18 protein-coding genes are annotated in these 19495 nt (G+C 69.8%); 10 read left to right on the forward strand and 8 right to left on the reverse strand.

The genetic code is table 11. The features are described 5' to 3' along the window. Window positions 1–50 precede the first annotated feature (50 nt). A complete protein-coding gene (locus K340_RS0121295; RefSeq protein WP_051267389.1) occupies window positions 51–1316 on the reverse strand; it encodes an aspartate aminotransferase family protein in 1266 nt (421 codons plus the stop codon). A gap of 233 nt (window positions 1317–1549) precedes the next feature. Between K340_RS0121295 and K340_RS0121300 the strand changes: the two genes are divergently transcribed. The 3 genes from K340_RS0121300 to dgoD all read left to right on the forward strand — a co-directional run bounded on the left by K340_RS0121300 (window position 1550) and on the right by dgoD (window position 4474). After that, on the forward strand, window positions 1550–2389 hold the full coding sequence (locus tag K340_RS0121300; RefSeq protein WP_029138182.1) for an IclR family transcriptional regulator: 840 nt from the start codon (window positions 1550–1552) through the stop codon (window positions 2387–2389). Further along, a complete protein-coding gene (locus K340_RS0121305; protein ID WP_029138183.1) occupies window positions 2386–3186 on the forward strand; it encodes an SDR family NAD(P)-dependent oxidoreductase in 801 nt (266 codons plus the stop codon). Before K340_RS0121300 ends, K340_RS0121305 begins: the two co-directional genes overlap by 4 nt. Before the next feature lie 109 nt (window positions 3187–3295). After that, window positions 3296–4474, forward strand: coding sequence for a galactonate dehydratase (dgoD, locus tag K340_RS0121310; protein WP_029138184.1), 1179 nt, complete (start codon window positions 3296–3298; stop codon window positions 4472–4474). A gap of 100 nt (window positions 4475–4574) precedes the next feature. Here dgoD and K340_RS32190 read toward each other — a convergent pair whose 3' ends face one another. From K340_RS32190 to K340_RS0121340, 6 genes are read right to left on the reverse strand one after another with little or no spacing between them, the layout of a single operon-like run. Beyond that, window positions 4575–5309: an alpha/beta fold hydrolase gene (locus K340_RS32190; RefSeq protein WP_037366104.1), complete on the reverse strand. Its 735-nt coding sequence runs from the start codon at window positions 5307–5309 to the stop codon at window positions 4575–4577. Continuing rightward, window positions 5306–7078 (reverse strand): acetyl/propionyl/methylcrotonyl-CoA carboxylase subunit alpha, encoded by a 1773-nt coding sequence (locus K340_RS0121320; protein ID WP_029138185.1) that lies wholly within the window; start codon window positions 7076–7078, stop codon window positions 5306–5308. Before K340_RS0121320 ends, K340_RS32190 begins: the two co-directional genes overlap by 4 nt. Next, window positions 7075–7749: a Maf family protein gene (locus K340_RS0121325; protein WP_029138186.1), complete on the reverse strand. Its 675-nt coding sequence runs from the start codon at window positions 7747–7749 to the stop codon at window positions 7075–7077. Before K340_RS0121325 ends, K340_RS0121320 begins: the two co-directional genes overlap by 4 nt. Beyond that, entirely contained in the window at window positions 7746–7943 is a 198-nt protein-coding gene (locus K340_RS0121330) for an acyl-CoA carboxylase subunit epsilon (protein ID WP_029138187.1), read from the reverse strand. The genes K340_RS0121325 and K340_RS0121330 overlap by 4 nt, the downstream gene beginning before the upstream one ends. Further along, on the reverse strand, window positions 7940–9574 hold the full coding sequence (locus tag K340_RS0121335; RefSeq protein WP_029138188.1) for an acyl-CoA carboxylase subunit beta: 1635 nt from the start codon (window positions 9572–9574) through the stop codon (window positions 7940–7942). The genes K340_RS0121330 and K340_RS0121335 overlap by 4 nt, the downstream gene beginning before the upstream one ends. Window positions 9575–9624: 50 nt before the next feature. Continuing rightward, a complete protein-coding gene (locus K340_RS0121340; RefSeq protein WP_029138189.1) occupies window positions 9625–10863 on the reverse strand; it encodes a pyridoxal phosphate-dependent aminotransferase in 1239 nt (412 codons plus the stop codon). A 22-nt stretch (window positions 10864–10885) separates the two neighbouring features. On the opposite strand from K340_RS0121340, the gene K340_RS0121345 reads away from it, so the two are divergent. From K340_RS0121345 to K340_RS32200, 3 genes are read left to right on the forward strand one after another with little or no spacing between them, the layout of a single operon-like run. After that, window positions 10886–11803: a biotin--[acetyl-CoA-carboxylase] ligase gene (locus tag K340_RS0121345; RefSeq protein WP_211229581.1), complete on the forward strand. Its 918-nt coding sequence runs from the start codon at window positions 10886–10888 to the stop codon at window positions 11801–11803. Then, on the forward strand, window positions 11796–12614 hold the full coding sequence (locus K340_RS32195; RefSeq protein WP_084614730.1) for a YggS family pyridoxal phosphate-dependent enzyme: 819 nt from the start codon (window positions 11796–11798) through the stop codon (window positions 12612–12614). The genes K340_RS0121345 and K340_RS32195 overlap by 8 nt, the downstream gene beginning before the upstream one ends. Before the next feature lie 24 nt (window positions 12615–12638). Then, complete coding sequence (locus tag K340_RS32200) at window positions 12639–13376, forward strand: glycosyltransferase family 2 protein (RefSeq protein ID WP_037366110.1); 738 nt, start codon at window positions 12639–12641, stop codon at window positions 13374–13376. Here K340_RS32200 and K340_RS0121360 read toward each other — a convergent pair. Further along, on the reverse strand, window positions 13354–14259 hold the full coding sequence (locus K340_RS0121360; RefSeq protein ID WP_029138191.1) for an alpha/beta fold hydrolase: 906 nt from the start codon (window positions 14257–14259) through the stop codon (window positions 13354–13356). The two genes, K340_RS32200 and K340_RS0121360, sit on opposite strands and share 23 nt — an antisense overlap. Window positions 14260–14378: 119 nt before the next feature. On the opposite strand from K340_RS0121360, the gene K340_RS32205 reads away from it, so the two are divergent. The 4 genes from K340_RS32205 (at window position 14379) to K340_RS0121380 (ending at window position 19482) form a co-directional block, all read left to right on the forward strand. Next, complete coding sequence (locus K340_RS32205; protein WP_051267128.1) at window positions 14379–15092, forward strand: PH domain-containing protein; 714 nt, start codon at window positions 14379–14381, stop codon at window positions 15090–15092. Then, window positions 15089–16036 (forward strand): hydroxymethylglutaryl-CoA lyase, encoded by a 948-nt coding sequence (locus K340_RS0121370; protein ID WP_029138192.1) that lies wholly within the window; start codon window positions 15089–15091, stop codon window positions 16034–16036. Before K340_RS32205 ends, K340_RS0121370 begins: the two co-directional genes overlap by 4 nt. A 146-nt stretch (window positions 16037–16182) precedes the next feature. Then, window positions 16183–18414: an FG-GAP repeat domain-containing protein gene (locus K340_RS0121375; RefSeq protein ID WP_029138193.1), complete on the forward strand. Its 2232-nt coding sequence runs from the start codon at window positions 16183–16185 to the stop codon at window positions 18412–18414. A 138-nt stretch (window positions 18415–18552) separates the two neighbouring features. Continuing rightward, a complete protein-coding gene (locus K340_RS0121380) occupies window positions 18553–19482 on the forward strand; it encodes a hypothetical protein (protein ID WP_154674415.1) in 930 nt (309 codons plus the stop codon). The last annotated feature ends 13 nt before the right edge of the window (window positions 19483–19495 follow it).

Consider the following 19495-nt stretch of genomic DNA (forward strand, 5'->3'; position numbering starts at 1 on the left):
CCTCCTGAACGTAGGTAGTACGTGGGAAAAACGGTGGGGTCACGGTGATCTCAGATCCCGCCCATGGTGCTGGCGGTGGTGGTGTCGTCACGGCTGGCGGCGGCCGAGGCGATCGCCGGCTCGATCGCGGCCAGGTAACGATCGACGTCGTCATCGGTGTGGGCGTAGGAGATGTGGCTGCGCTTGAGGTTCAACGGCAGCTCGAACATGCCGCTGTCCAACAGGTTCCGGCGGTAGCCGACGAACAGCCCGGCGTCGTTGCCGAGTAGGTCCGCGTAGGTCCGCGGCCGGTCGCCGGACATGAAGTAGGTGACGAAGACCGATCCGTAGCCGGTGCTGACGGCCGGCACGTCCAGCCGGGAGCAGATCTCGGCGACGCCGCTGCGCACCCGCTCGCCGAGCCGGAAGATGTGTTCGTGCACCGGCTCGCTGCGAAGCTTGCCGATGGTGGCCAACGCGGCGGCCACCACCACCGGATGGCCGTTGTAGGTGCCGGCAAAGAAGGCCGGGCCGCCCGGCCTGGAGGAGAAGGTGTCCATCAGGTCCGCCCGACCGCCGACGGCCGCGATCGGCACACCGTTGCCCATGGCCTTGCCGAGCGTGGTCAGGTCCGGCGTGATCCCACAGATCGACTGGTAACCGCCCAGCGCATGCCGGAAGCCGGTGATCACCTCGTCGAAGATGAGCACCGAGTCGTGCCGGGTGCACAGTTCGCGCAAGCTGGCCAGGAACTCCTGGTCCGGCAGCACCGCACCGATGTTGTGCGGGATCGGTTCCAGGATGACCGCGGCGATCTCGTGCCCGCGTTCGGCGAACAGCGCCTTGACCGCCTCGGTGTCGTTGAACTCCAGCACCAGGGTGGCGGCCAGGGTGTCCGGCAGCGCGCCGGCGGTGATCGGATCCGGGTGACCGACCCGGTCCGCCGCCGAGATCACGTTCAGGCTCACCGCATCGTGCCAGCCGTGGTAGCAGCCCTGGAACTTCACCACGTACCGCCGTCCGGTGACCGCCCTGGCCACCCGCAGCGCGTGGTAGGTGGCCTCCGACCCGGTCGAGGTGAGCAGCACCTTCTCGATGCTCGGGATCAGTTCCACCAGCTGCTCGGCCAGTTGCACCTCACCCGGCGACACGCCGACCCCGGCCAGATCGGTGTCGTGGGCGGCGGCGGCGATCGCGGCAGCCACGTCGGGGTCGTTGTGGCCCAAAAGTGGCGGGCCGAAGGCGGCATGGAAGTCGGTGTAGACCTTCCCGTTCACGTCGGTGAAGGTTGCGCCCTTCGCCGAGACCACCACCAGATCCTCCAGGGCCGGGACCATTCGTTGACCGCTGTTGACCCCGCCAGGGATCACGGTCTTCGCCCGTCGCGCCAGCCCGTTGCGCCCGTCGCCGGTATCGTGCACTTTACAACCTCGCGTTCGTCAGTCCCAAACAGTGTGCGGTAGCGTATAACAGGAACGGGTAAAGGATCAAGGGGTGTATCGAAGTCCGATCGCCGCGTATCCTTTGCCGGACTGGAACAATGACGACCCGGTTTGGGCGGAGGCAGCTAATGACTGAAGTCGGGGAGCGAACCTCCGGCAAGTACACCGTGCAGAGCGTTGCGCGGGCGCTGAACGTACTGGACGTGCTTGCCGCACAGTCGGAATCGGACGGGCTGAGCGTGACCGAGATCGGGGAGTCGACCGGGCTGTCCAAGAGCGCGGCGTTTGCCGTGTTGCAGACCCTGCTGGAGGCCGGCTACGTGGCCGACGTCGGGACCGGCCAGCATCGGCGGTACCGGCTCGGACGCACGCTGACCAGGCTCGGCGATCTGGCCAGGTCCCAGACCCCGGTGCGCGAGGTTGCCCGACCGACCTTGCACCGGCTGGCCAACGAGTTGGGTCTGTCGGTGCGGCTGGGTGTGCTGCAGGGCGACGGGGTGGGGATCATCGACCGGGTCGACGTGATGGGCGGGCTGCGGATCGATCTGCGGATGGGCGACCGAGAGATGTTGCACACCACCGCGATCGGCAAGGCCATCCTGTCCACCCGGGCGGACGCCGACGTGCTCAAGCTGATCGGCCGCCGCAAGCTGCATGCGCAGACAAGCCATTCGATCGTTGATCCCGCGGGTTTCGTCGCGCACCTGGCGACGGTGCGGGAACACGGTTACGCCGTCGACAACGAAGAGGACTTCGACGGCATCATCTGCATCGGCGCGGCGATCCGCGACCATGCCGGCATCGCGGATGCGGCGCTCAGCGTGACGATGTTGAAGGCCGGGCTGACCGCGGCCAGGCGGTCGCAGATCGGTAAGGCATTGGTGGACGGAGCCGCGGAAGTGTCCGCGAACCTGGGATTCTCCCGCGAGGGCGACGGCCCGCGGTTGACCGCCGGCGGGTCGGCGTGACGCCGCCGGGCAGTGTCGTGGTGACCGGCGCGGCCTCGGGGATCGGACGGGCCATCGCCCAGCGGTTGGCCGCGGACGGTTACCCGGTCGCTGCCGTCGATCTGCACGTCGAGCAGCTCGAGGCCGTGGTCGCCGACCTCCGCGCCGCCGGCGGGCGTGTCGTCGCCGTCGCCGGGGACGTCCGGGACCGGGACTGCCACCGGAGGGCGAGGGCTGCGGCCACCGAGCTGGCGCCGTTGTGGGGTTGGGTCGGTTGTGCCGGGATCACCCGGCTGCACGATCTGACCGACCTGGACGAGGCCGATGCCCGGGAAGTGGTGGACATCAACCAGCTCGGCCTGCTGTGGGGATCGGCCGAGGCGGTGGACGAGTGGACTACGGCCGGGCGTCCCGGAGTGCTGCTGGTGATCTCCTCGGTGCACGCCGGCCACGCGGCCGAACGGCACCCCGTCTACGAGATGACCAAGGCCGCGGCCGAGGCCCTGGTGCGCAGTGTCGCGGTGACCTACGGACCCCGTGGCATCAGGGCGGTCGCGGTGGCACCGGGCGCCGTTGACACCCCGGCACTTCGCGCATCCATGCAGTCCGCCGCGGATCCGGCGGCGGCGCAGCACCGGCTCGAGGGCTTTTCCCCCGCCGAACGGCTCGCCCGCCCGGAGGAGATCGCTGCGGTGGTGGCCTTTCTGCTGTCCGATCAGGCCGGGTACATCTCCGGTACGGCGATCCCGGTGGACGGCGGTTGGACCGCCGTGCTGGCCCGGGAATCCCAGGACGCCGAGGCCCGACGGCGGTCCTGACCCGAACCGGCGCAGTACCCCGGTCGTCACCGATTCCGTGCGACCGCGTCGCCCCCACCCCACCCAAGGACCGACCGGTCGAGACCCGGATCGCAGGAGAGGAAGAACTATGAAGATCACCGAGGTCAGCGCCGTGGTGTGCAACGCCCGGATGCGGAACTGGATCTTCGTCAAGGTGGTGACCGACCAGCCGGGACTGATCGGCTGGGGCGAGGCGACCTTGGAGTGGCACACCAACGGGGTGGTCGGTGCCATCAAGGACCTGTCCGAACTCCTGGTCGGCGAGGATCCCCGACGGATCGAACACCTCTGGCAGATGATGTACCGGCAGCACTTCTGGCACGGCAACGGCGTGGTGCGGTCCACCGCCATCAGTGGGATCGACATCGCCCTGTGGGACATCGCCGGGAAGATCCACGGGGTGCCCTGCCACCAACTCTGGGGCGGCCGGGTCCGCGACTACGTGAAGATGTACTGCCACCTCGGCGGCGGCAGCATGGAGAAGTTCTACCAGACACCGGTTTCGGACTACCGGGCGTTCGCCGAGCTGGCCTCGGCGGCGGTGGCCGACGGCTTCACCGCGATGAAGTCGATGGCGGTTCCGGCGACCATGCCGGTAGAGGGCCTGTCCGCGGTGCGGCACGCCGAGGGTTGCGTTGCGGCAATGCGCGAGGCCGTCGGGCCGGACGTCGATCTGATGGTGGACTGCCACGCCCGGCCGTCGCCGGCGATGGGACTGCGCTTCGCCAAGGCACTGGACGACTACGGGCTGCTGTTCCTGGAGGAGCCCTGCTGGCCGGAGGCGGTCGAGGGCCTGGCCCGGATCAACGCGGCCACGACGACCCCCATCGCCACCGGTGAGCGGGTGATCGGCCTGCAGCAGTTCCGGGCGCTGTTCGAGGCCGGGGCGATGGACGTCTGCCAACTCGACATCACCCACGCTGGCGGGCTGACCGAGGCGCGCAAGATTGCGGCGATGGCCGATTCTTACCGGATCGCGCTGGCCCCACACAACCCGCAGGGACCGGTGAGCACCGCGGCGTCGCTGGAGTTCGGGTTCAGCCAGCCCGGGTACATCATCTGCGAGTCCGTGCATTCCGATGTGCCCTGGCGGGCCGACATCGTGCAGGAGTCGCATCCGATCGATCCGGTGGGCCGGCTGGCCAGGCCGCACGACCGGCCCGGCCTTGGCATCGAACTCAACGAGGCCGAGATCGCCAAGCACCCCTACCAGCCGGAGGTGCTGCAGCGGGTGTTCTACCCGGACGGCGCCGTCGGCGATTGGTAGCCTCGGCTCAAGGGCCGGGACAACCCCGCTACGGCTGGGCGGGACAACCCCGCTACGGCTGGGCGGGACAACCCCGCTACGGCTGGGCGGGACAACCCCGCTACGCGGGGACGACGCGGTCGATGAAGTCCCGCAACACCTTCGCGGTCGCGGCCTGGTGGGTCATCGGGAACATGTGCGTCGCACGGGGAATCACCACCACCTGGCCGTCCCGGGTGTGCTCGAGGAACCTCCTGGTGTGCATCCGTAGCTGATCGAACTGTCCGCCGACGAACAACACCGGGCAGCTCACCGGGTCCAGCAGGTCGGGACGGATGTTGTTGATCACCGCCGGCCAGGAGTCCGGCACCGATGCGTAGGAGACGCCCGCCGCGCGCACCGCGTCGATCGCATCCGGTGGGACGATCCGGCCGAGATTGCGGTTCACCATCCGGTCGAGGCGCTCGATGCCGATCCGCTGGAACAACCCGGTCGCGCCGGAATAGACGCGGGCCAACGGCGCCGACGGGTCGCCGGCGGCGCCGAGCAGCGCCAGGCCGGCCAGCCGATCACTGTTGGTGCTCGCCCAGGCGAGCGACAGGTAGCCACCGAGCGAATGCCCGGCGAGTACTACCGGCAGGTCGGGATCGGTACCGACGGCCGACTCGATCGCCGCCAGCGCACCGTCGAAGGTGAACCGGGTGCTCGCCAGACTCCCGTGGCCGGGCAGATCCGGTGCCACCACCTGTATCGATGGCTCGCCGAGCAGTCTCGGATAGTTCACCCACTGCGCGGCGCTCACCAGTGTCCCGTGCACCAGCACGAGACGGACCCGGGGACCGCGCGGCTCGGTCACTGCTCAGCGGTTGGCTCGATCGTCGCCAGCACGGCGCCGCTGGTCACCGAGGCGCCCACCTCGACGGCAACCTCGGTGACGGTGCCGGCAACGCCGGCCGTCACCGGGTTCTCCATCTTCATGGCTTCGATCACCGCGATCTGATCGCCCACCTCGACGATGGCTCCAGTCTCTACCGCGACCTTGACGACGGTGCCCTGCATCGGTGCGGTCACCGAGCCGGTGCCGGCGGCGGAGGCCGCTGACGAACGGGATCGCTTGGCGCGCTGGGATTTCGCCGGCCGGCCGGAGCCGAGCAGCAGATCTCCCGGCAGCGACACCTCCACCCGGCGGCCGTTCACCTCGGCGACAACGGTCTGCCGCGGCGGCGGGGGATCGGCCACCTCGGCACCGTCGAGGGTGCCATCGAACGGCGGAATCTGATTGTCGAACTCGGTCTCGATCCACCTGGTGTGCACGCCGAACCGGCCGTCGGCGGCGGTGAACGCCGGATCGTCGAGCACCGCGCGGTGGAACGGCAGCACCGTTGCCATCCCCTCGACCCGCATCTCGGCCAGCGCCCGTCGGGCCCTGGCCAGTGTCTCGTCCCGGTCGGCGCCGGTGACGATCACCTTGGCCAGCAACGAATCGAACGCCCCGGACACCTCGGAGCCGGACTCGACGCCGGCGTCCACCCGCACCCCAGGGCCGGCCGGGGCGACGAACGAGGTGACCATCCCCGGGGCCGGCAGGAAGCCCTTGCCGGCGTCCTCGCCGTTGATCCGGAACTCGATCGAGTGGCCACGGGGCTCAGGATCCGCTGTCCAGCGCAACTTCTCGCCGTCGGCGATCCGGAACTGTTCGCGCACGAGGTCGAGGCCGGACGTCTCCTCACTGACCGGATGTTCCACCTGCAGCCGGGTGTTCACCTCCAGGAACGAGATCATCCCGTCCTGGCCGATGATGAACTCCACCGTTCCGGCGCCGTAGTAACCGGCCTCGCGACAGATGTCCTTGGCCGCCTGATGAATCTGGGTCCGCTGGGACTCGGTCAGAAACGGTGCCGGCGCCTCCTCGACCAGCTTCTGGTACCTGCGCTGCAGCGAGCAGTCGCGGGTGCCGACCACGATCACCGTGCCGTGCTGGTCGGCCAGCACCTGCGCCTCGACGTGCCGCGGCTTGTCCAGGAAGCGCTCGACGAAACACTCGCCGCGGCCGAAGGCGCTGACCGCCTCGCGCACCGCAGAGTCGTACAGCTCGGGGATCTCGGCCAGCGTCCGGGCCACCTTCAGGCCCCGACCGCCGCCGCCGAAGGCCGCCTTGATGGCCACCGGCAGGCCGAATTCCTGGGCGAACGCGACCACTTCGTCAGACCCCTTGACCGGGTCCGGAGTGCCAGGGGTGAGCGGGGCACCGGCCCGCAGCGCGATGTGCCGGGCCGTCACCTTGTCACCCAGATCCCGGATCGCCTGCGGGCTCGGCCCGATCCAGACCAGCCCGGCGTCGATCACCGCCTGGGCGAACTCGGCGTTCTCGGACAGGAAGCCGTAACCGGGATGCACGGCATCGGCGCCGGCCGCGGCGGCGGCTGCCAACAGCTTCTCGATGTTCAGGTAGGTATCCGCGGAGGTGCCGCCGTGCAGCGCGAAGGCCTGGTCGGCGAGCCGGACGTGCGGGGCTTCACGATCCGGATCGGCATACACCGCAACGGATTGCAGGCCGGCGTCGCGGCAGGCACGGACGACGCGGACGGCGATCTCGCCGCGATTGGCGATCAGTACGGACTTCACGGGGTGGCTCCTTCGGCACTGGCAGATGTGGCCACCGGGGTGGGCCGCCAGAGGTCGGTCACGGTCAGGTCGAGTTGCTGCAGCAGGCGGCGGATCAGCGGTAGCGAGATGCCGATCACCGAGCTGGGGTCGCCGTCGATGCCGTCGACGAACCAGCCGCCGTAGCCGTCGATGGTCAGCGACCCGGCCACCTGTAGCGGTTCGCCGGTGGCCAGGTAGGCGTCCACCTCGGCCGCAGTCGGACTGCCGAGGCGGATGGTGGTCTTTTCGGTACCCCGTGCGCTGCCGGTGATCTCACCATGGTTGACGCGTAATACGGCATGTCCGGTGAGCAGATCGCCTTCGCCACCTGCCATCTCGGCCCACTGCCGGCGGGCATTCTCGGCGGTGCCCGGTTTGCCGCGCAGCGTTCCGCCGAACAGCAGCATCGAGTCGCAGCCGATCACCACGGCGTCCTGGAATCGCGACGTCGCCCGAGCAGCAACGGCTTGCGCCTTCGCCATGGCCAGTTCGGCGACCACGTCGGCCGGCGGTTCGCCGGCGTGGGCCCGCTCGATAGCAGGCTCGTCGACCTCGGAGACGATCACCACCGGGTCGATGCCGGCGGCCCGGAGCACCGAGAGTCGCGCCGGCGATGCGGAGGCGAGAACGACGGCGGGCGTAGTACTCATCGCCGGACGCCCGAGGCCCACCAGGCATGCGGACCGAGCTCGGGCAGGCCGAGCCGGTGCGCCGGCGAACCCCAGAGATCGCGTGGCTGTTCCGCCGGTTCCGGACCGGAGCCGGACAGCAGGGTGAGGACCGCGACGACCGCGGCGGCGTCCTCGTCGTCGCGGCGTCGGCCGGCCAGCTTCCTTCCGTTCACAGGGGGATGTTTCCGTGTTTGCGGGGGAGCCGGGTCTCCCGCTTGTCGGCCAGGATCCGCAGCGATCTGGCGATCTCGATGCGGGTCTCGTGCGGAGCGATCACCGCATCGACGTAGCCGCGCTCGGCCGCGATGAATGGGTTGGCCAGGGTGTCCTCGTAGTCGGTCTGCAGCTGGGTGCGCAGCTCGGCGACGGCGTTCGGGTCCGCCCCGGCCTCGGCGCCGGCAGCAGCAATCTCCTTGCGGTACAGGATGTTCACCGCGCCTTCGGCGCCCATCACGGCGATCTGCGCGGTCGGCCAGGCCAGGTTCACGTCGGCCCCGAGATGCTTGGAACCCATCACGTCGTAGGCGCCGCCGTACGCCTTGCGGGTGATCACCGTGACCAGCGGGACCGTTGCCTCTGCGTAGGCGTACAGCAGTTTCGCGCCGCGCCGGATGATGCCGTTCCACTCCTGGTCGGTGCCGGGCAGGAAGCCGGGCACGTCCACAAAGGTCAGCACCGGAATGTTGAACGCGTCACAGGTGCGGACGAACCGGGCCGCCTTCTCGCTGGCATCGATGTTCAGCGTGCCGGCCAGGTGCTGCGGCTGGTTGGCCACCACGCCGACGCTGCGGCCGTCCACCCGGCCGAAACCGACCAGGATGTTCGGCGCGAACAACTCGTGCACCTGCAGGAACTCGCCGTCATCAAGGACGGCGGAGACCACCTGCGTCATGTCGTAGGGCTGGTTGGGCGAATCCGGGATCAAGGAGTCGAGGGCAAGGTCGATGTCGGTGGGTTCGCTGCCGGCCGGCGCCCCGTCCAGTGGTGGGGTGGTCGCCAGGTTGTTGCTCGGCAGGTACGAGAGCAGCTCGCGGACGTAGGAGATCGCGTCGTCCTCGTCAGCCCCGAGGTAGTGGGCATTGCCCGAGCGGGTGTTGTGGGTGCGGGCGCCGCCGAGTTCCTCGAGAGTGACCTCCTCGCCGGTCACCGAGCGGACCACGTCCGGCCCGGTGATGAACATCTGCGAGGTCTTGTCGACCATCACCACGAAGTCGGTCAGCGCGGGGGAGTAGACATGCCCGCCGGCCGCGGCACCCATGATCAGCGAGATCTGCGGGACGACCCCGGACAGCTGCACGTTCCGCCGGAAGATCTCGGCGTACAGGCCGAGCGAGACGACGCCTTCCTGGATCCGGGCGCCGCCGCCCTCGTTGATGCCGACCACCGGCCGGCCGGTCTTCGCGGCGAAGTCCAGCACCTTGACGATCTTCTCGCCGTACACCTCGCCCAGTGAGCCGCCGAACACCGTGACGTCCTGGGAGAACACGCACACGTCACGGCCGTCGACGGTGCCGTAACCGGTCACGACGCCGTCGCCGTACGGCCTGTTCTTCTGCTGGCCGAAGTTCGTCGAGCGGTGCCGGGCGAACGCGTCGAACTCGACGAACGAGCCCGGGTCCAGCAGCAGCTCGAGCCGCTCCCGGGCGGTCTTCTTGCCCTTGGCGTGCTGCCGCTGCACCGCCTTCGCCGAGCCCGCGTGGATCGCCTCGTCCAGCCGGTGCTGCAGGTCGGCGAGTTTGCCGGCGGTGGTGTGCGGCGCCGAGGCGGACTCGGTGCCGTTCGCGGGTTCCGATGCAGAAGTCACCGTCGGAGAGTAGCGAGCCGCCGACCCGGCGCTGCATCAGGATCGGGGCATCAGGACCGCAGCCGCGGCCGGTAGGCGGCCAGGAACTCGCCGATCCGCCCGATTGCCTCGGTCAGTACCTCCACGTGCGGCAGCGTGACGATCCGGAAATGGTCCGGAGCCGACCAGTTGAAACCGGTGCCCTGCACGATCAGCACCTTCTGCTCGCGGAGCAGGTCGAGGGCGAAGGCCTCGTCGTCGACGATCGGGTGCCGCTCGGGGTCCAACCGCGGGAAGATGTACAGCGCACCGCGCGGGGTGGTGGTGGAAAGTCCGTCGATGCCGTTGACCAGCTCGACCGCCGCATCCCGTTGCGCCCCAAGGCGTCCGCTGGGCAGCACCAGGTCCTTGATCGACTGCCGTCCGCCCAGGGCGGTGGCCACCGCGTGCTGGGCCGGCACGTTCGGGCACAGCCGCATGTTGGCCAGGATGTCCAGCCCCTCGCGGTAGTTGACGGCCCGTTCCAGCGGCCCGGTCAGGGTCAGCCAGCCGCTGCGGAATCCGGCCAGCCGGTAGGCCTTGGACAGCCCGTTGAAGGTCAGGCACACCACATCCGGTGCCAGTGTGGCCAATGGCACATGCACCGCGTCGTCGTAGAGGATCTTCTCGTAGATCTCGTCGGCCATCAGTACCAGCTCGTGCTCGCGGGCCAGCGCGACGATGCCCTCGAGGGTCTGACGGGAGTACACAGCGCCGGTCGGGTTGTTCGGGTTGATCACCACGATGGCTTTGGTCCGCTCGGTGATCAACGACGCCATGTGCTCCAGATCGGGCTGCCAGCCGTTGCTCTCGTCACAGCGGTAGTGCCGGGTGCTGCCGCCGGACAGGCTCACCGACGCGGTCCACAGCGGATAGTCGGGGGCGGGCACCAGCACCTCGTCGCCGTCGTCCAGCATCGCCTGCAGCGACATCACGATCAGCTCGGACACCCCGTTGCCGAGATAGATGTTCTCCACGTCCAGCTCCGGCTGGCCGGCCTCGATGAGCGCCGCCTGGTAGTGCTGGGCGACCGCGCGCCGGGCCGACTGGATGCCCTTCGACTCGCTGTAGCCGGTGGCGCCGGACAACGAGGCGATCACGTCCTGCAGGATCTCGTCCGGCGCCTCGAAGCCGAACGGCGCCGGGTTGCCGATGTTCAGCTTGATCAGCCGGTGGCCGGAGGCCTCCATCCGGTGGGCCTCCGAGAGCACCGGGCCGCGGATGTCGTAACAGACGTCGGCGAGCTTGCGGGACTGGATGATCGGCGCCATCGCTGCAGAATAGGCTCGCACGGTGAGCCGACAGGCAGGAGTGGCCGGGAGCTACCGCGGAGGCGAACAATTGGGCACGGTGCAGGTGGACCGCGGCGACCTCGATCCGGCCGTCGTCCGGGCGGCGTTGCGCGACCCGCAGCGTTGGGTCGTCCGGTATCTGCCGGTGACCGGGTCCAGCAACGCTGATCTGGCGCGGGCAGCCACCGGGCGGGAGGAACCGCCTGCCCCGTCCGGCACCGTGCTGATCACAGACGAGCAACTGGCCGGCCGCGGCCGGCTCGGCCGGACCTGGCACGCGCCGCGGGGTAGCTCGCTGATGCTGTCGGTGCTGCTGCGCCCCGCGCCGGTGCCGATGGCCGCGCGAGGCTGGGTCGGCGGGTTGTTCGCCCTCGCCGTGCGGACCGCGATCCGCCGCAGCTGCGGGCTGCCGGCCGAGCTGAAGTGGCCCAACGACGTGCTGATCGGCGGCCGCAAATGTGCCGGAATCCTGGCCGAGGTGGCCGGCGACGCCGTAGTGGTGGGGGCCGGCATCAACGTCAGTCTGACCGCGGCGGAACTGGCGGCCGCTGCCGGGCCGGCCGGCACGCCGGGCACCTCGCTGCTGCTGGCCGCCGACGGCGCCCGGCTGCCGGGCCGGGCCGAGCTGGCCGCGGTCGTGCTGGACGGATTCGGCGAGCTGACCGACCGCTGGTACGCCGCCGGCGGTGATCTGACGGCGGCCGGCCTGCTGACCGAGTACCGGTCGGCGCTGGCCACCCTCGGCTCGCCGGTGCGGGTCGAGCTGCCCGATGGCCGTGCGCTGGTCGGCACGGCGACGGACGTCGCCGCCGACGGCGGATTGCTGGTGCGGGATGCTGGGGGCATGCAGCACAAGTACTCGGCCGCCGACGTGGTGCACCTGCGCCCGGCGGCGCAGCAGGGGAGCGGGGATGGCTGACGACGCGGGCCGGGACAACCCCGCTACGGCTGACGACGCGGGCCGGGACAACCCCGCTACGGCTGACGACGCGGGCCGGGACAACCCCGCTACGGCTGACGACGCGGGCGCGGTGCTCGAGCGGCTACATCGGGTCGCCGAGCAGATCGCCGCTGCCGCAACGGATTCCGGGCGCCGCCCGGACGAGGTGACGATATTGCTGGCGACCAAGACGCAACCCGCCGAGCGGATTGCGGTGGCGCTGCGCGCCGGTTTCACCCGGATCGGCGAGAACCGGGTGCAGGAGATCACCGGAAAAGCGGCTGCGCTGCAGGGTATCCCGCACACCACCGAGCTGATCGGCCACCTGCAGCGGAACAAGGTCAACGCGGTGCTGCCGCATCTGGATCGCCTGCAGAGCCTGGACACGGTGGCGCTGGCGGAGCGGCTGGACCGGGTGCTGTCCGGCGACCAGCTGCCCTCGCCGGCACCGGGCCGGGTGCTGCCGGTGATGGTGCAGGTCAACGTGTCCGGCGAGGCCAGCAAGTTCGGCGTCGAACCCGACCGGGCGCCGGCCCTGCTGGCCGCGGTGGCGGGTCTGCCGCACCTGCGACCGGTGGGACTGATGACCATCGGCCTGAACAGCCAGGATCTGTCCGCGGTGCGCCGCGGCTATGCGCTGCTGCGGGAGCTCCGCGACCGGCACCTGCCCGGCGGTGAGCTGTCGATGGGCATGAGCGGCGACTTCGCGGCGGCCATCGCCGAGGGCGCCACCGTGGTCCGGCTCGGCTCGGCGGTGTTCGGGCACCGGCCATCGGCGGCGGCCCGATGACGGTGCCGTGCGGGCAGTGATGGCGTGTTGACGGTGACGGTGGTGGTCCCGGTCTACAACGACGCCGTGATGCTGCGCGAGTGCCTGGCCGCGCTGGAACGTCAGACCCGGCCCCCGGACACCATTCTGGTGGTGGACAACGGCAGCACCGACGACTCGGCGGTGGTGGCCACCGCCGGCGGCGCGAAGGTGATCCACCAGCCGGTGCGCGGCATCCTGTCGGCAACTGCACATGGCTTCGATCACGCTGAGGGCGATGTGCTGGCCCGCATCGACGCCGACTCGCGACCCGAATCCGATTGGCTGGAACGGGTTGTCGGCCGCTTCGAGGGCGACCCGCGACTGGCCGCGGTCACCGGCAGCGGCCGGTTCTACGGCGGCAACGCCGTCACCCGGTTCCTCGGCCGGCACCTGTATCTGGGCGGCTATTTCCTCTGGCTGCGGCTGCTGCTCGGGCACCCGCCGCTGTACGGGTCGAATTTCGCCATCCGGTCCGACGTCTGGCGCTCGATCAGTGGAGGCGTGCACCGGTCGTACCGGTGGATCCACGACGACCTGGACATCAGCTTCCGACTCGGCCCGCAGACCCCGGTGTACTACGACCGACAACTGCCGATGCCGGTGTCCGCCAGGCCGTTCGCCAGTTTCGCGGCCACCGGCCGCCGGGTCGGCTGGGGATTCCGCACCATCTGGATCAATGCCAGGGAACAGAATCTGCTTGCCCGGCGGCGCCGGATCGTCAGGTCGAATCGGTCTGCTTGAACAGCTCAACCATGTCCGCCACCAACTGGTGCGGTGTGGTCTCGCACGGGCTGTGCCCGGTCGGATAGGCGGCCAGCCGGGCGCCGATCGCGTCGGCGAACTCGCGGTGCCTGGCGGTCGGCCACAGGTCGCCGGTGCCGATCGCGACCAGCGTGGGCAGCTGCGCCGCACGCAGTCCCGCGCGCAGGTCCGGTGTCTGCATCATCAGTCCGATGATGTCGTCGACACTGCGACGGTCGGTGTGCCGCAACCGGTTCCGAACGAACGTCAGTCGGGAGCGGCCGACCCGGTTGAGGTTCAGCCGGATCCCCCAGATCATTACCGCGGCGGCGGCCCGCCGGCTGGCCAGGTTGGTCAGCGGGCCGACGATCTTCAGGCCGCGGAACGCCTGGCCGGACAGCGGTGGGGCGCTGAGCAGGGTCAGGCTGGCCACCAGATCCGGGTGGTCCACCGCGACCGCCGCGGCCACGGTGCCGGCGAACGAGTAGCCGAGCACGTGCGCGGGCGTCGGCCGGTCGGTGAGCACCGCCGTCAGATCGTCGGTGAACAGCGACATCCGGTAGCCGTCGGCCGGCGGCGTCAGGTTCTGCGGGCCGGCGGCCGCGGAATCGAACTGGCCGGCCAGGTCGTACGACTCGACCCGGTACCCCTGCCGGGCCAGCAGCGGCATCATCACCACGAAGTCTTCCTTGGAGCCGGTGGCGCCGGGCACCAGCAGTACCCGTCGCCCGGCCTCGGGTCCGAGGGTGATCCGGGCCAGCCGGCCGCTGGGCGCGCTCACCGTGTCGACGACCGCGCCGTCCGGAACCGACCCCCAGTCCACCTCGCCCAGCGCGGCGTCCAACTCGGCGGGGGTAGGCCCATCGGGGGAGGAAACCGGCATCCGGTCAGCCTAGAGTCACGCCGTGCTGCTCCGTTGTCGAGATCGGCGCTGTGCTTCGCGGTAGCGTGAGTGCGACATCCGGCCGAACCAGAGGCCAGGAGCGGCGTGCGAGGTGAGTCATGGCGTATCCGACCCATTTGCTGGCCAGGGGCGAACAGGTGGTGCTGCACAAGCATCCGCACTGGAAGGTGCTGGTCTTCCCGGTGATCATCTTCATCGTCGCGATCGGCGGTGGCGCGGCCTTCATCGCCTGGGTCACCAACTGGCGGAACGCCGGCTTCCAGACCCACTCCCCGTGGATCATCGCCGCCGTCGTGGTGGCGGTGTTGCTGCTGATCTTCTTCGTCCTGGTGCCCTTCCTGCGCTGGGCCACCGAGCATTTCGTCATCTCCACCGGGCACGTCTTCTTCCGGACCGGCATCCTGCGCCGCCGCGAGCACCAGATCCCGCTGGCCCGGATCCAGAACATGGAGACCGAGGTCGGGTTCTGGGGCCGGATCCTCGGGTACGGAACGCTGATCGTCGAGTCGGCAGCCGATCAGCCCCTGGCCTTCGACAACGTCGCGTCGCTGCCCAAGGTGCAGGCAACGTTGAACCAGTTGATCAGCGACGACCGGCACCACGCCCCGCACGAGAGCACGGCGGGGGACGGGTCGGCCGGTCGGGTGTCGCCGCAGCAGACCGCGGTGGCAGCGCGTGAGGAAGACCAGCGCGCCGGCTACCAGCCGGAGGGCTACCGGCCCGGCGGGTACGACGAGGACCAGTACCCGCCGGAGGGCTACGAGGGCGGGACCGAGGCACTGCCGGACGACGACGGCCGGCACCGCCGGTGACCCTCGATCTCCCGGAACCCGTTGCCGAGCAAGGGCTTCCGCCGTCGGTGCAGATCGTCGAGGTCGGCCCGCGGGACGGCCTGCAGAACGAGAAGGCGAGCATCCCGGCCGCCGTCAAACTCGAGTTCATCGACCGGCTCGGTGCGGCCGGGCTGCGGACCATCGAGGCGACCAGCTTCGTCAACCCGGCCTGGGTACCGCAACTGGCCGATGCCACCGAGGTGTTCACCGGACTCGGCAAACGCCCGGGGGTGCGGTACCCGGTGTTGGTGCCGAACCTGCGCGGGCTGCAGGGCGCGCTGGCCGCCGGCGCCACCGAGATCGCGGTCTTCGCCTCGGCCACCCGGACGTTCGCCGAGAAGAACCTGGCGAGCAGCCTTGACGGCCAGTTCGACATGTTCGCGCCGGTGATCGAGCAGGCGCTGGCCGCCGGTCTGACGGTCCGTGGCTACCTGTCGATGTGTTACGGCGACCCGTGGGAGGGCCGGGTACCGGTCGACCAGGTGGTGGCCGCCGGCCGCCGGCTGCTCGACCTCGGCTGCGGCGAGCTCTCCCTCGGCGACACCATCGGCGTTGGCACTGCGGGTCAGGTGACCGCGCTGCTGGCCGCGTTCGCGGCGGCGGGGGTGACGAACGACCGGCTGGCCGTGCACTTCCACGACACCTACGGGCAGGCGCTGTCCAACACGATGGCGGCCCTGCGGGCCGGCGTCAGCACGGTCGACGCGGCCGCCGGCGGCCTCGGCGGCTGCCCGTTCGCCAAGTCCGCCACCGGCAACCTGGCCACCGAGGACCTGGTCTGGCTGCTCACCGGGCTCGGCATCGAGCACGGCGTCGACCTGGACGCCTTGGTGCGGACCAGCGTCTGGATGGCCGGGCAGCTGGGTCGTCCGTCACCCTCGGCCGTGGTGCGCGCGCTGGCCGGGTCGGGCGACGGGTCCTGAATATCCGGCTCCTGCTGACGCTCGGTAACGGGGCGTTCCGCCGTTCCGGCTGACTTCCGTCAGCCGCGACGCGGCATGACATCGTTCACTCGGAAGGTCGGATACCTTCCAACAGCCCGGTTCGGCCGATCTGTGAAGGAGTGCCGATGCGCCGCCATCTTCGTGCACCGTCCGTCGTATCGGCGGCCCTGATCTCTCTGACGCTCGTCCTCGGCTCCGGCGGCGTAGCGAGCGCCGACCCGGTCTCCACCGAGCCGGCCCCCGCCGAGCCGGTTCCGGTCAAGCCGGTACCGATCGACCCGATCCCGGACAGCCAGCCACCCGGCGCCGACGACGGTCTGCCGGTCGGCCCGGCCCGGCCGCAGGGAGCCGCGACCGCGCCGTCGCAGCAGGTGGGAGCGGCAGCCGTCACCCCCGACGTCACCCACCGGTACTTCGGTGCCGGCCCGTGGGCGGCGATCAAGACGGCGGCCGACAACCAGTCGGTGTGTTCCGGGCTGACCCACCCCGAACTGCAGGCGATGGTGCTCACCACCATCTTCCGGGAGTCCGGCGGCGCGACCTCGGCCGGATCCGAACCCGCCCCGATGACGCTGTCCCGCTACGACGAGTGGACCGGGGTGCGGGCGGGCAACACGAACATCAACGCGAATTACGGGCTGTACGCCTTCCGCAATCCGAACACCAGCTACAAGCGGGTGTTCTGGCACCCGGGGATCGGTATCTGGCAGTACGACAGCGCCGGGATCGGCGCGCCGTACACCGCCGCCGAACGCATCAGCACCGGGTTCCTGGCCCCGAAGGTGGCGGCCGACATGGCGGGTGCCTACTGCACGTCCACCCAGACCACGGAGCAGGGAAAGCGGTACGACGCCTGGTATCCCTGGTACCTGTCCTGTGACACCGACCCTGAGTGGACCGGGTCGCAGGTCAACCCGAACGCGACCTACTGCGAGCAGATCTACCAGGGGTTGATGCAGAAGAACTTCAGCAACGTCACCCGGACCGCCGGCATCTCGTCGTACGGCGGCGAGGTGCAGCACACCTGTGTGCTGAACGGGGTCGACAGCTATCCGTGCTGGCTGGTCGATCCGACCAAGGCGCAGGGCGCCACCTGGTGGGCGACCAGGACGCCACTGGACGGCGGCGCGCCGAACCGTACGACCAGCCCGGTCACCCCGATCTCAACACCGTTCTACGTGATCAAACGCAACGGCCTGGAGCAGCGCTACTGGCTGGCCGAGGACAGCGGCTACGCCCGCGACGTCACCGGGACAAGGGTGCTCGGCAAGAACGCCAGGCCGAAGGACAACCAGAGTGGCTCTGGCGTGACCTGGAGCTACGGGACCGGGCTGTGCGACGTCAACCTGGTGCGCGGTGCGTGCGGCCCGCGGGTCGCCCCGCCCGGGGTGCACAGCACGAAGGAATCGGTCACCGGGACCTACCAGGTGATCCCGCTGGACGTCGACGGCAACGGCCTGGACGACCTGCTCTACTACGGACCGGGCGCGGCCAAGGATTCGCTGTGGTTGAACCTCGGCAGCGGGAACTTCCGGTCGGTGACGACGAACATCCCCGGGGTCTACCAGGTGATCCCGCTGGACGCCGACGGGAACGGCCGGGACGACCTGTTCCTCTACAACTCGACCACCGGATCGAGTTCGCTGTGGCTCTCCCGCGGGGACGGGACATTTGCCGCGACCAGCGTGCAGGCACCCAAGGGCCTGCGCATCGTGGCGCTCGATCACAACCGCAACCATCGGCAGGAGCTGCTGATGTACGGCCCCGGTGGCGCCGCCGATGCGTACTGGGAGTGGACGGGCAGCGGATTCCGCTCGACGAAGCTGAGCATCGGCGGCAACTATCGGCCGCTGGTCGGGGATTTCGACAACAACGGGACCGACGACCTGCTCTTCTACGCGGCCGGCAACGCCCAGGACTACCTGTGGCTGTACGCGGGCTCCGGCGCGCTGGTCAGTCGGCCGGTGACGGTGAACGGCAGCTATCAGCCGCTGGTCGCGGACCTGGACGGCGACGGCAAGGACGATGTGTTCTGGTACGGGCCGGGAGCGGCCCCGGACTCGGTCTGGTTCGGCGGGCCCGGCGGGGCCTTCGTCTCCAAGTCGGCACCGATGAACGGCAGCTACCAGCCGGTGCTCGTCGACCTGCCCAAAGACGGCCGGACCGACGTGGCCTGGTACCGGCCGGGGCTGGGGCAGGACTACTGGAGCCGGTGGGACTCGGCCCGGCGGATGACGCTGACCAAGGCCTACTTCGCGGGCTCCCAGCAGGCGATCGGCGGGCGCTTCAGTGCCACGGGTGACGGCATCTTCTGGTACGGCCCCGGCGCGGTCACCGACTGGCTCTGGTGGCAGTGACCGGCTGACGCCAGGGGGCCGCGGTTTCGTTTCGGCGGGTCGGTGTGTTCAGAATGTTCACAGATTCGGGCTGCACAATCGTCGTGGCGGAGCCCGATGGGTTCTGCCCGATGGTGGTGGGCACCGGAAGGAGCGCGGATGCGACGTCTCGCTGTGGCGCTGCTGGCTGCACTGATCGTCATCCCCGTCGTCCTTGCCGTGCCGGCCGCCGCCGGAGTCACCGGGATGACGCCGCAGCAGGCGGTGAACGAGGGCGCCGCCCAGGCCGCCGATGCGCAGGGCGTCACCACCTATGCCGCGGTGGTCGACCGCCGGACCGGCACGGTGGTCGGCAAGACCGACAATGCCGACACCCAGGTCGCCTCGGAGTCGCTGGTCAAGGTCCTGCTGGCGGCCTATTACCTGGTCAAGTACAACGGCGACCTGCCCGAGAACATCTCCTCCGACCTGCACACCATGATCGTGGAATCCGATGACGCGCTCTGCAGCGCGTACTGGACCAACGCGGCCGTGCCGGCGATGGCCGAGCGCTTCGACCTGGAGGGCGTCGCACTCGCGGACGATCCCGGCCACTGGGGTGCCACCAAGGTGACGGCCATCGGGATGGCCGAGTTCCTGTACCGGATGAGCAAGGACAAGGTGGTCGGCCCGTGGCTGGTCGCCACGATGACCGAGAGCCACGACCACGGCAGCGACGGCTTCGACCAGAACTTCGGCTTCAACGCCCTCGACGGGGCGGCCAGCAAGCAGGGTTGGGGCAGCGACAACGACTGGCACGAGCAGCAGAATGCCGTGCACTCGATCGGGCTGACGACGAACTATGCCGCCGCGGTGCTGCAGACCGGGTCCTCGGGTGTGTACAAGTCGATGCGGCCGCTCGCCACGGTGACGGCGCAGCTGATCGCCGACTCGACGCCGCCGGCCGTGCCGACCCCGACCAAGATCCCGCCGAGCACCAAGACGCCGACGACGACCAAGAGCAGGACACCCACCTCCCCGTCCTCCCCGAGCGAACAGCCGGGGGTGGGCGGGTCGACGTCCTGGTGGGCGCGGGCCGTCGAGTTCTGACCAGGCGGGTCAC

It is taken from the genome of Nakamurella lactea DSM 19367, assembly GCF_000426645.1.
Lineage (GTDB): Bacteria > Actinomycetota > Actinomycetes > Mycobacteriales > Nakamurellaceae > Nakamurella > Nakamurella lactea.

Excerpts from the sequence above, each read along its gene's own strand:
- K340_RS0121295 (WP_051267389.1), bottom strand. The coding sequence starts at position 1,316 with ATGGTCCCGGCCCTGGAGGATCTGGTGGTGGTCTCGGCGAAGGGCGCA.
- K340_RS0121300 (WP_029138182.1), top strand. The coding sequence starts at position 1,550 with ATGACTGAAGTCGGGGAGCGAACCTCCGGCAAGTACACCGTGCAGAGC.
- dgoD (WP_029138184.1), top strand. The coding sequence starts at position 3,296 with ATGAAGATCACCGAGGTCAGCGCCGTGGTGTGCAACGCCCGGATGCGG.
- K340_RS0121325 (WP_029138186.1), bottom strand. The coding sequence starts at position 7,749 with ATGAGTACTACGCCCGCCGTCGTTCTCGCCTCCGCATCGCCGGCGCGA.
- K340_RS0121340 (WP_029138189.1), bottom strand. The coding sequence starts at position 10,863 with ATGGCGCCGATCATCCAGTCCCGCAAGCTCGCCGACGTCTGTTACGAC.
- K340_RS32195 (WP_084614730.1), top strand. The coding sequence starts at position 11,796 with ATGGCTGACGACGCGGGCCGGGACAACCCCGCTACGGCTGACGACGCG.
- K340_RS0121360 (WP_029138191.1), bottom strand. The coding sequence starts at position 14,259 with ATGCCGGTTTCCTCCCCCGATGGGCCTACCCCCGCCGAGTTGGACGCC.
- K340_RS32205 (WP_051267128.1), top strand. The coding sequence starts at position 14,379 with ATGGCGTATCCGACCCATTTGCTGGCCAGGGGCGAACAGGTGGTGCTG.
- K340_RS0121375 (WP_029138193.1), top strand. The coding sequence starts at position 16,183 with ATGCGCCGCCATCTTCGTGCACCGTCCGTCGTATCGGCGGCCCTGATC.
- K340_RS0121380 (WP_154674415.1), top strand. The coding sequence starts at position 18,553 with ATGCGACGTCTCGCTGTGGCGCTGCTGGCTGCACTGATCGTCATCCCC.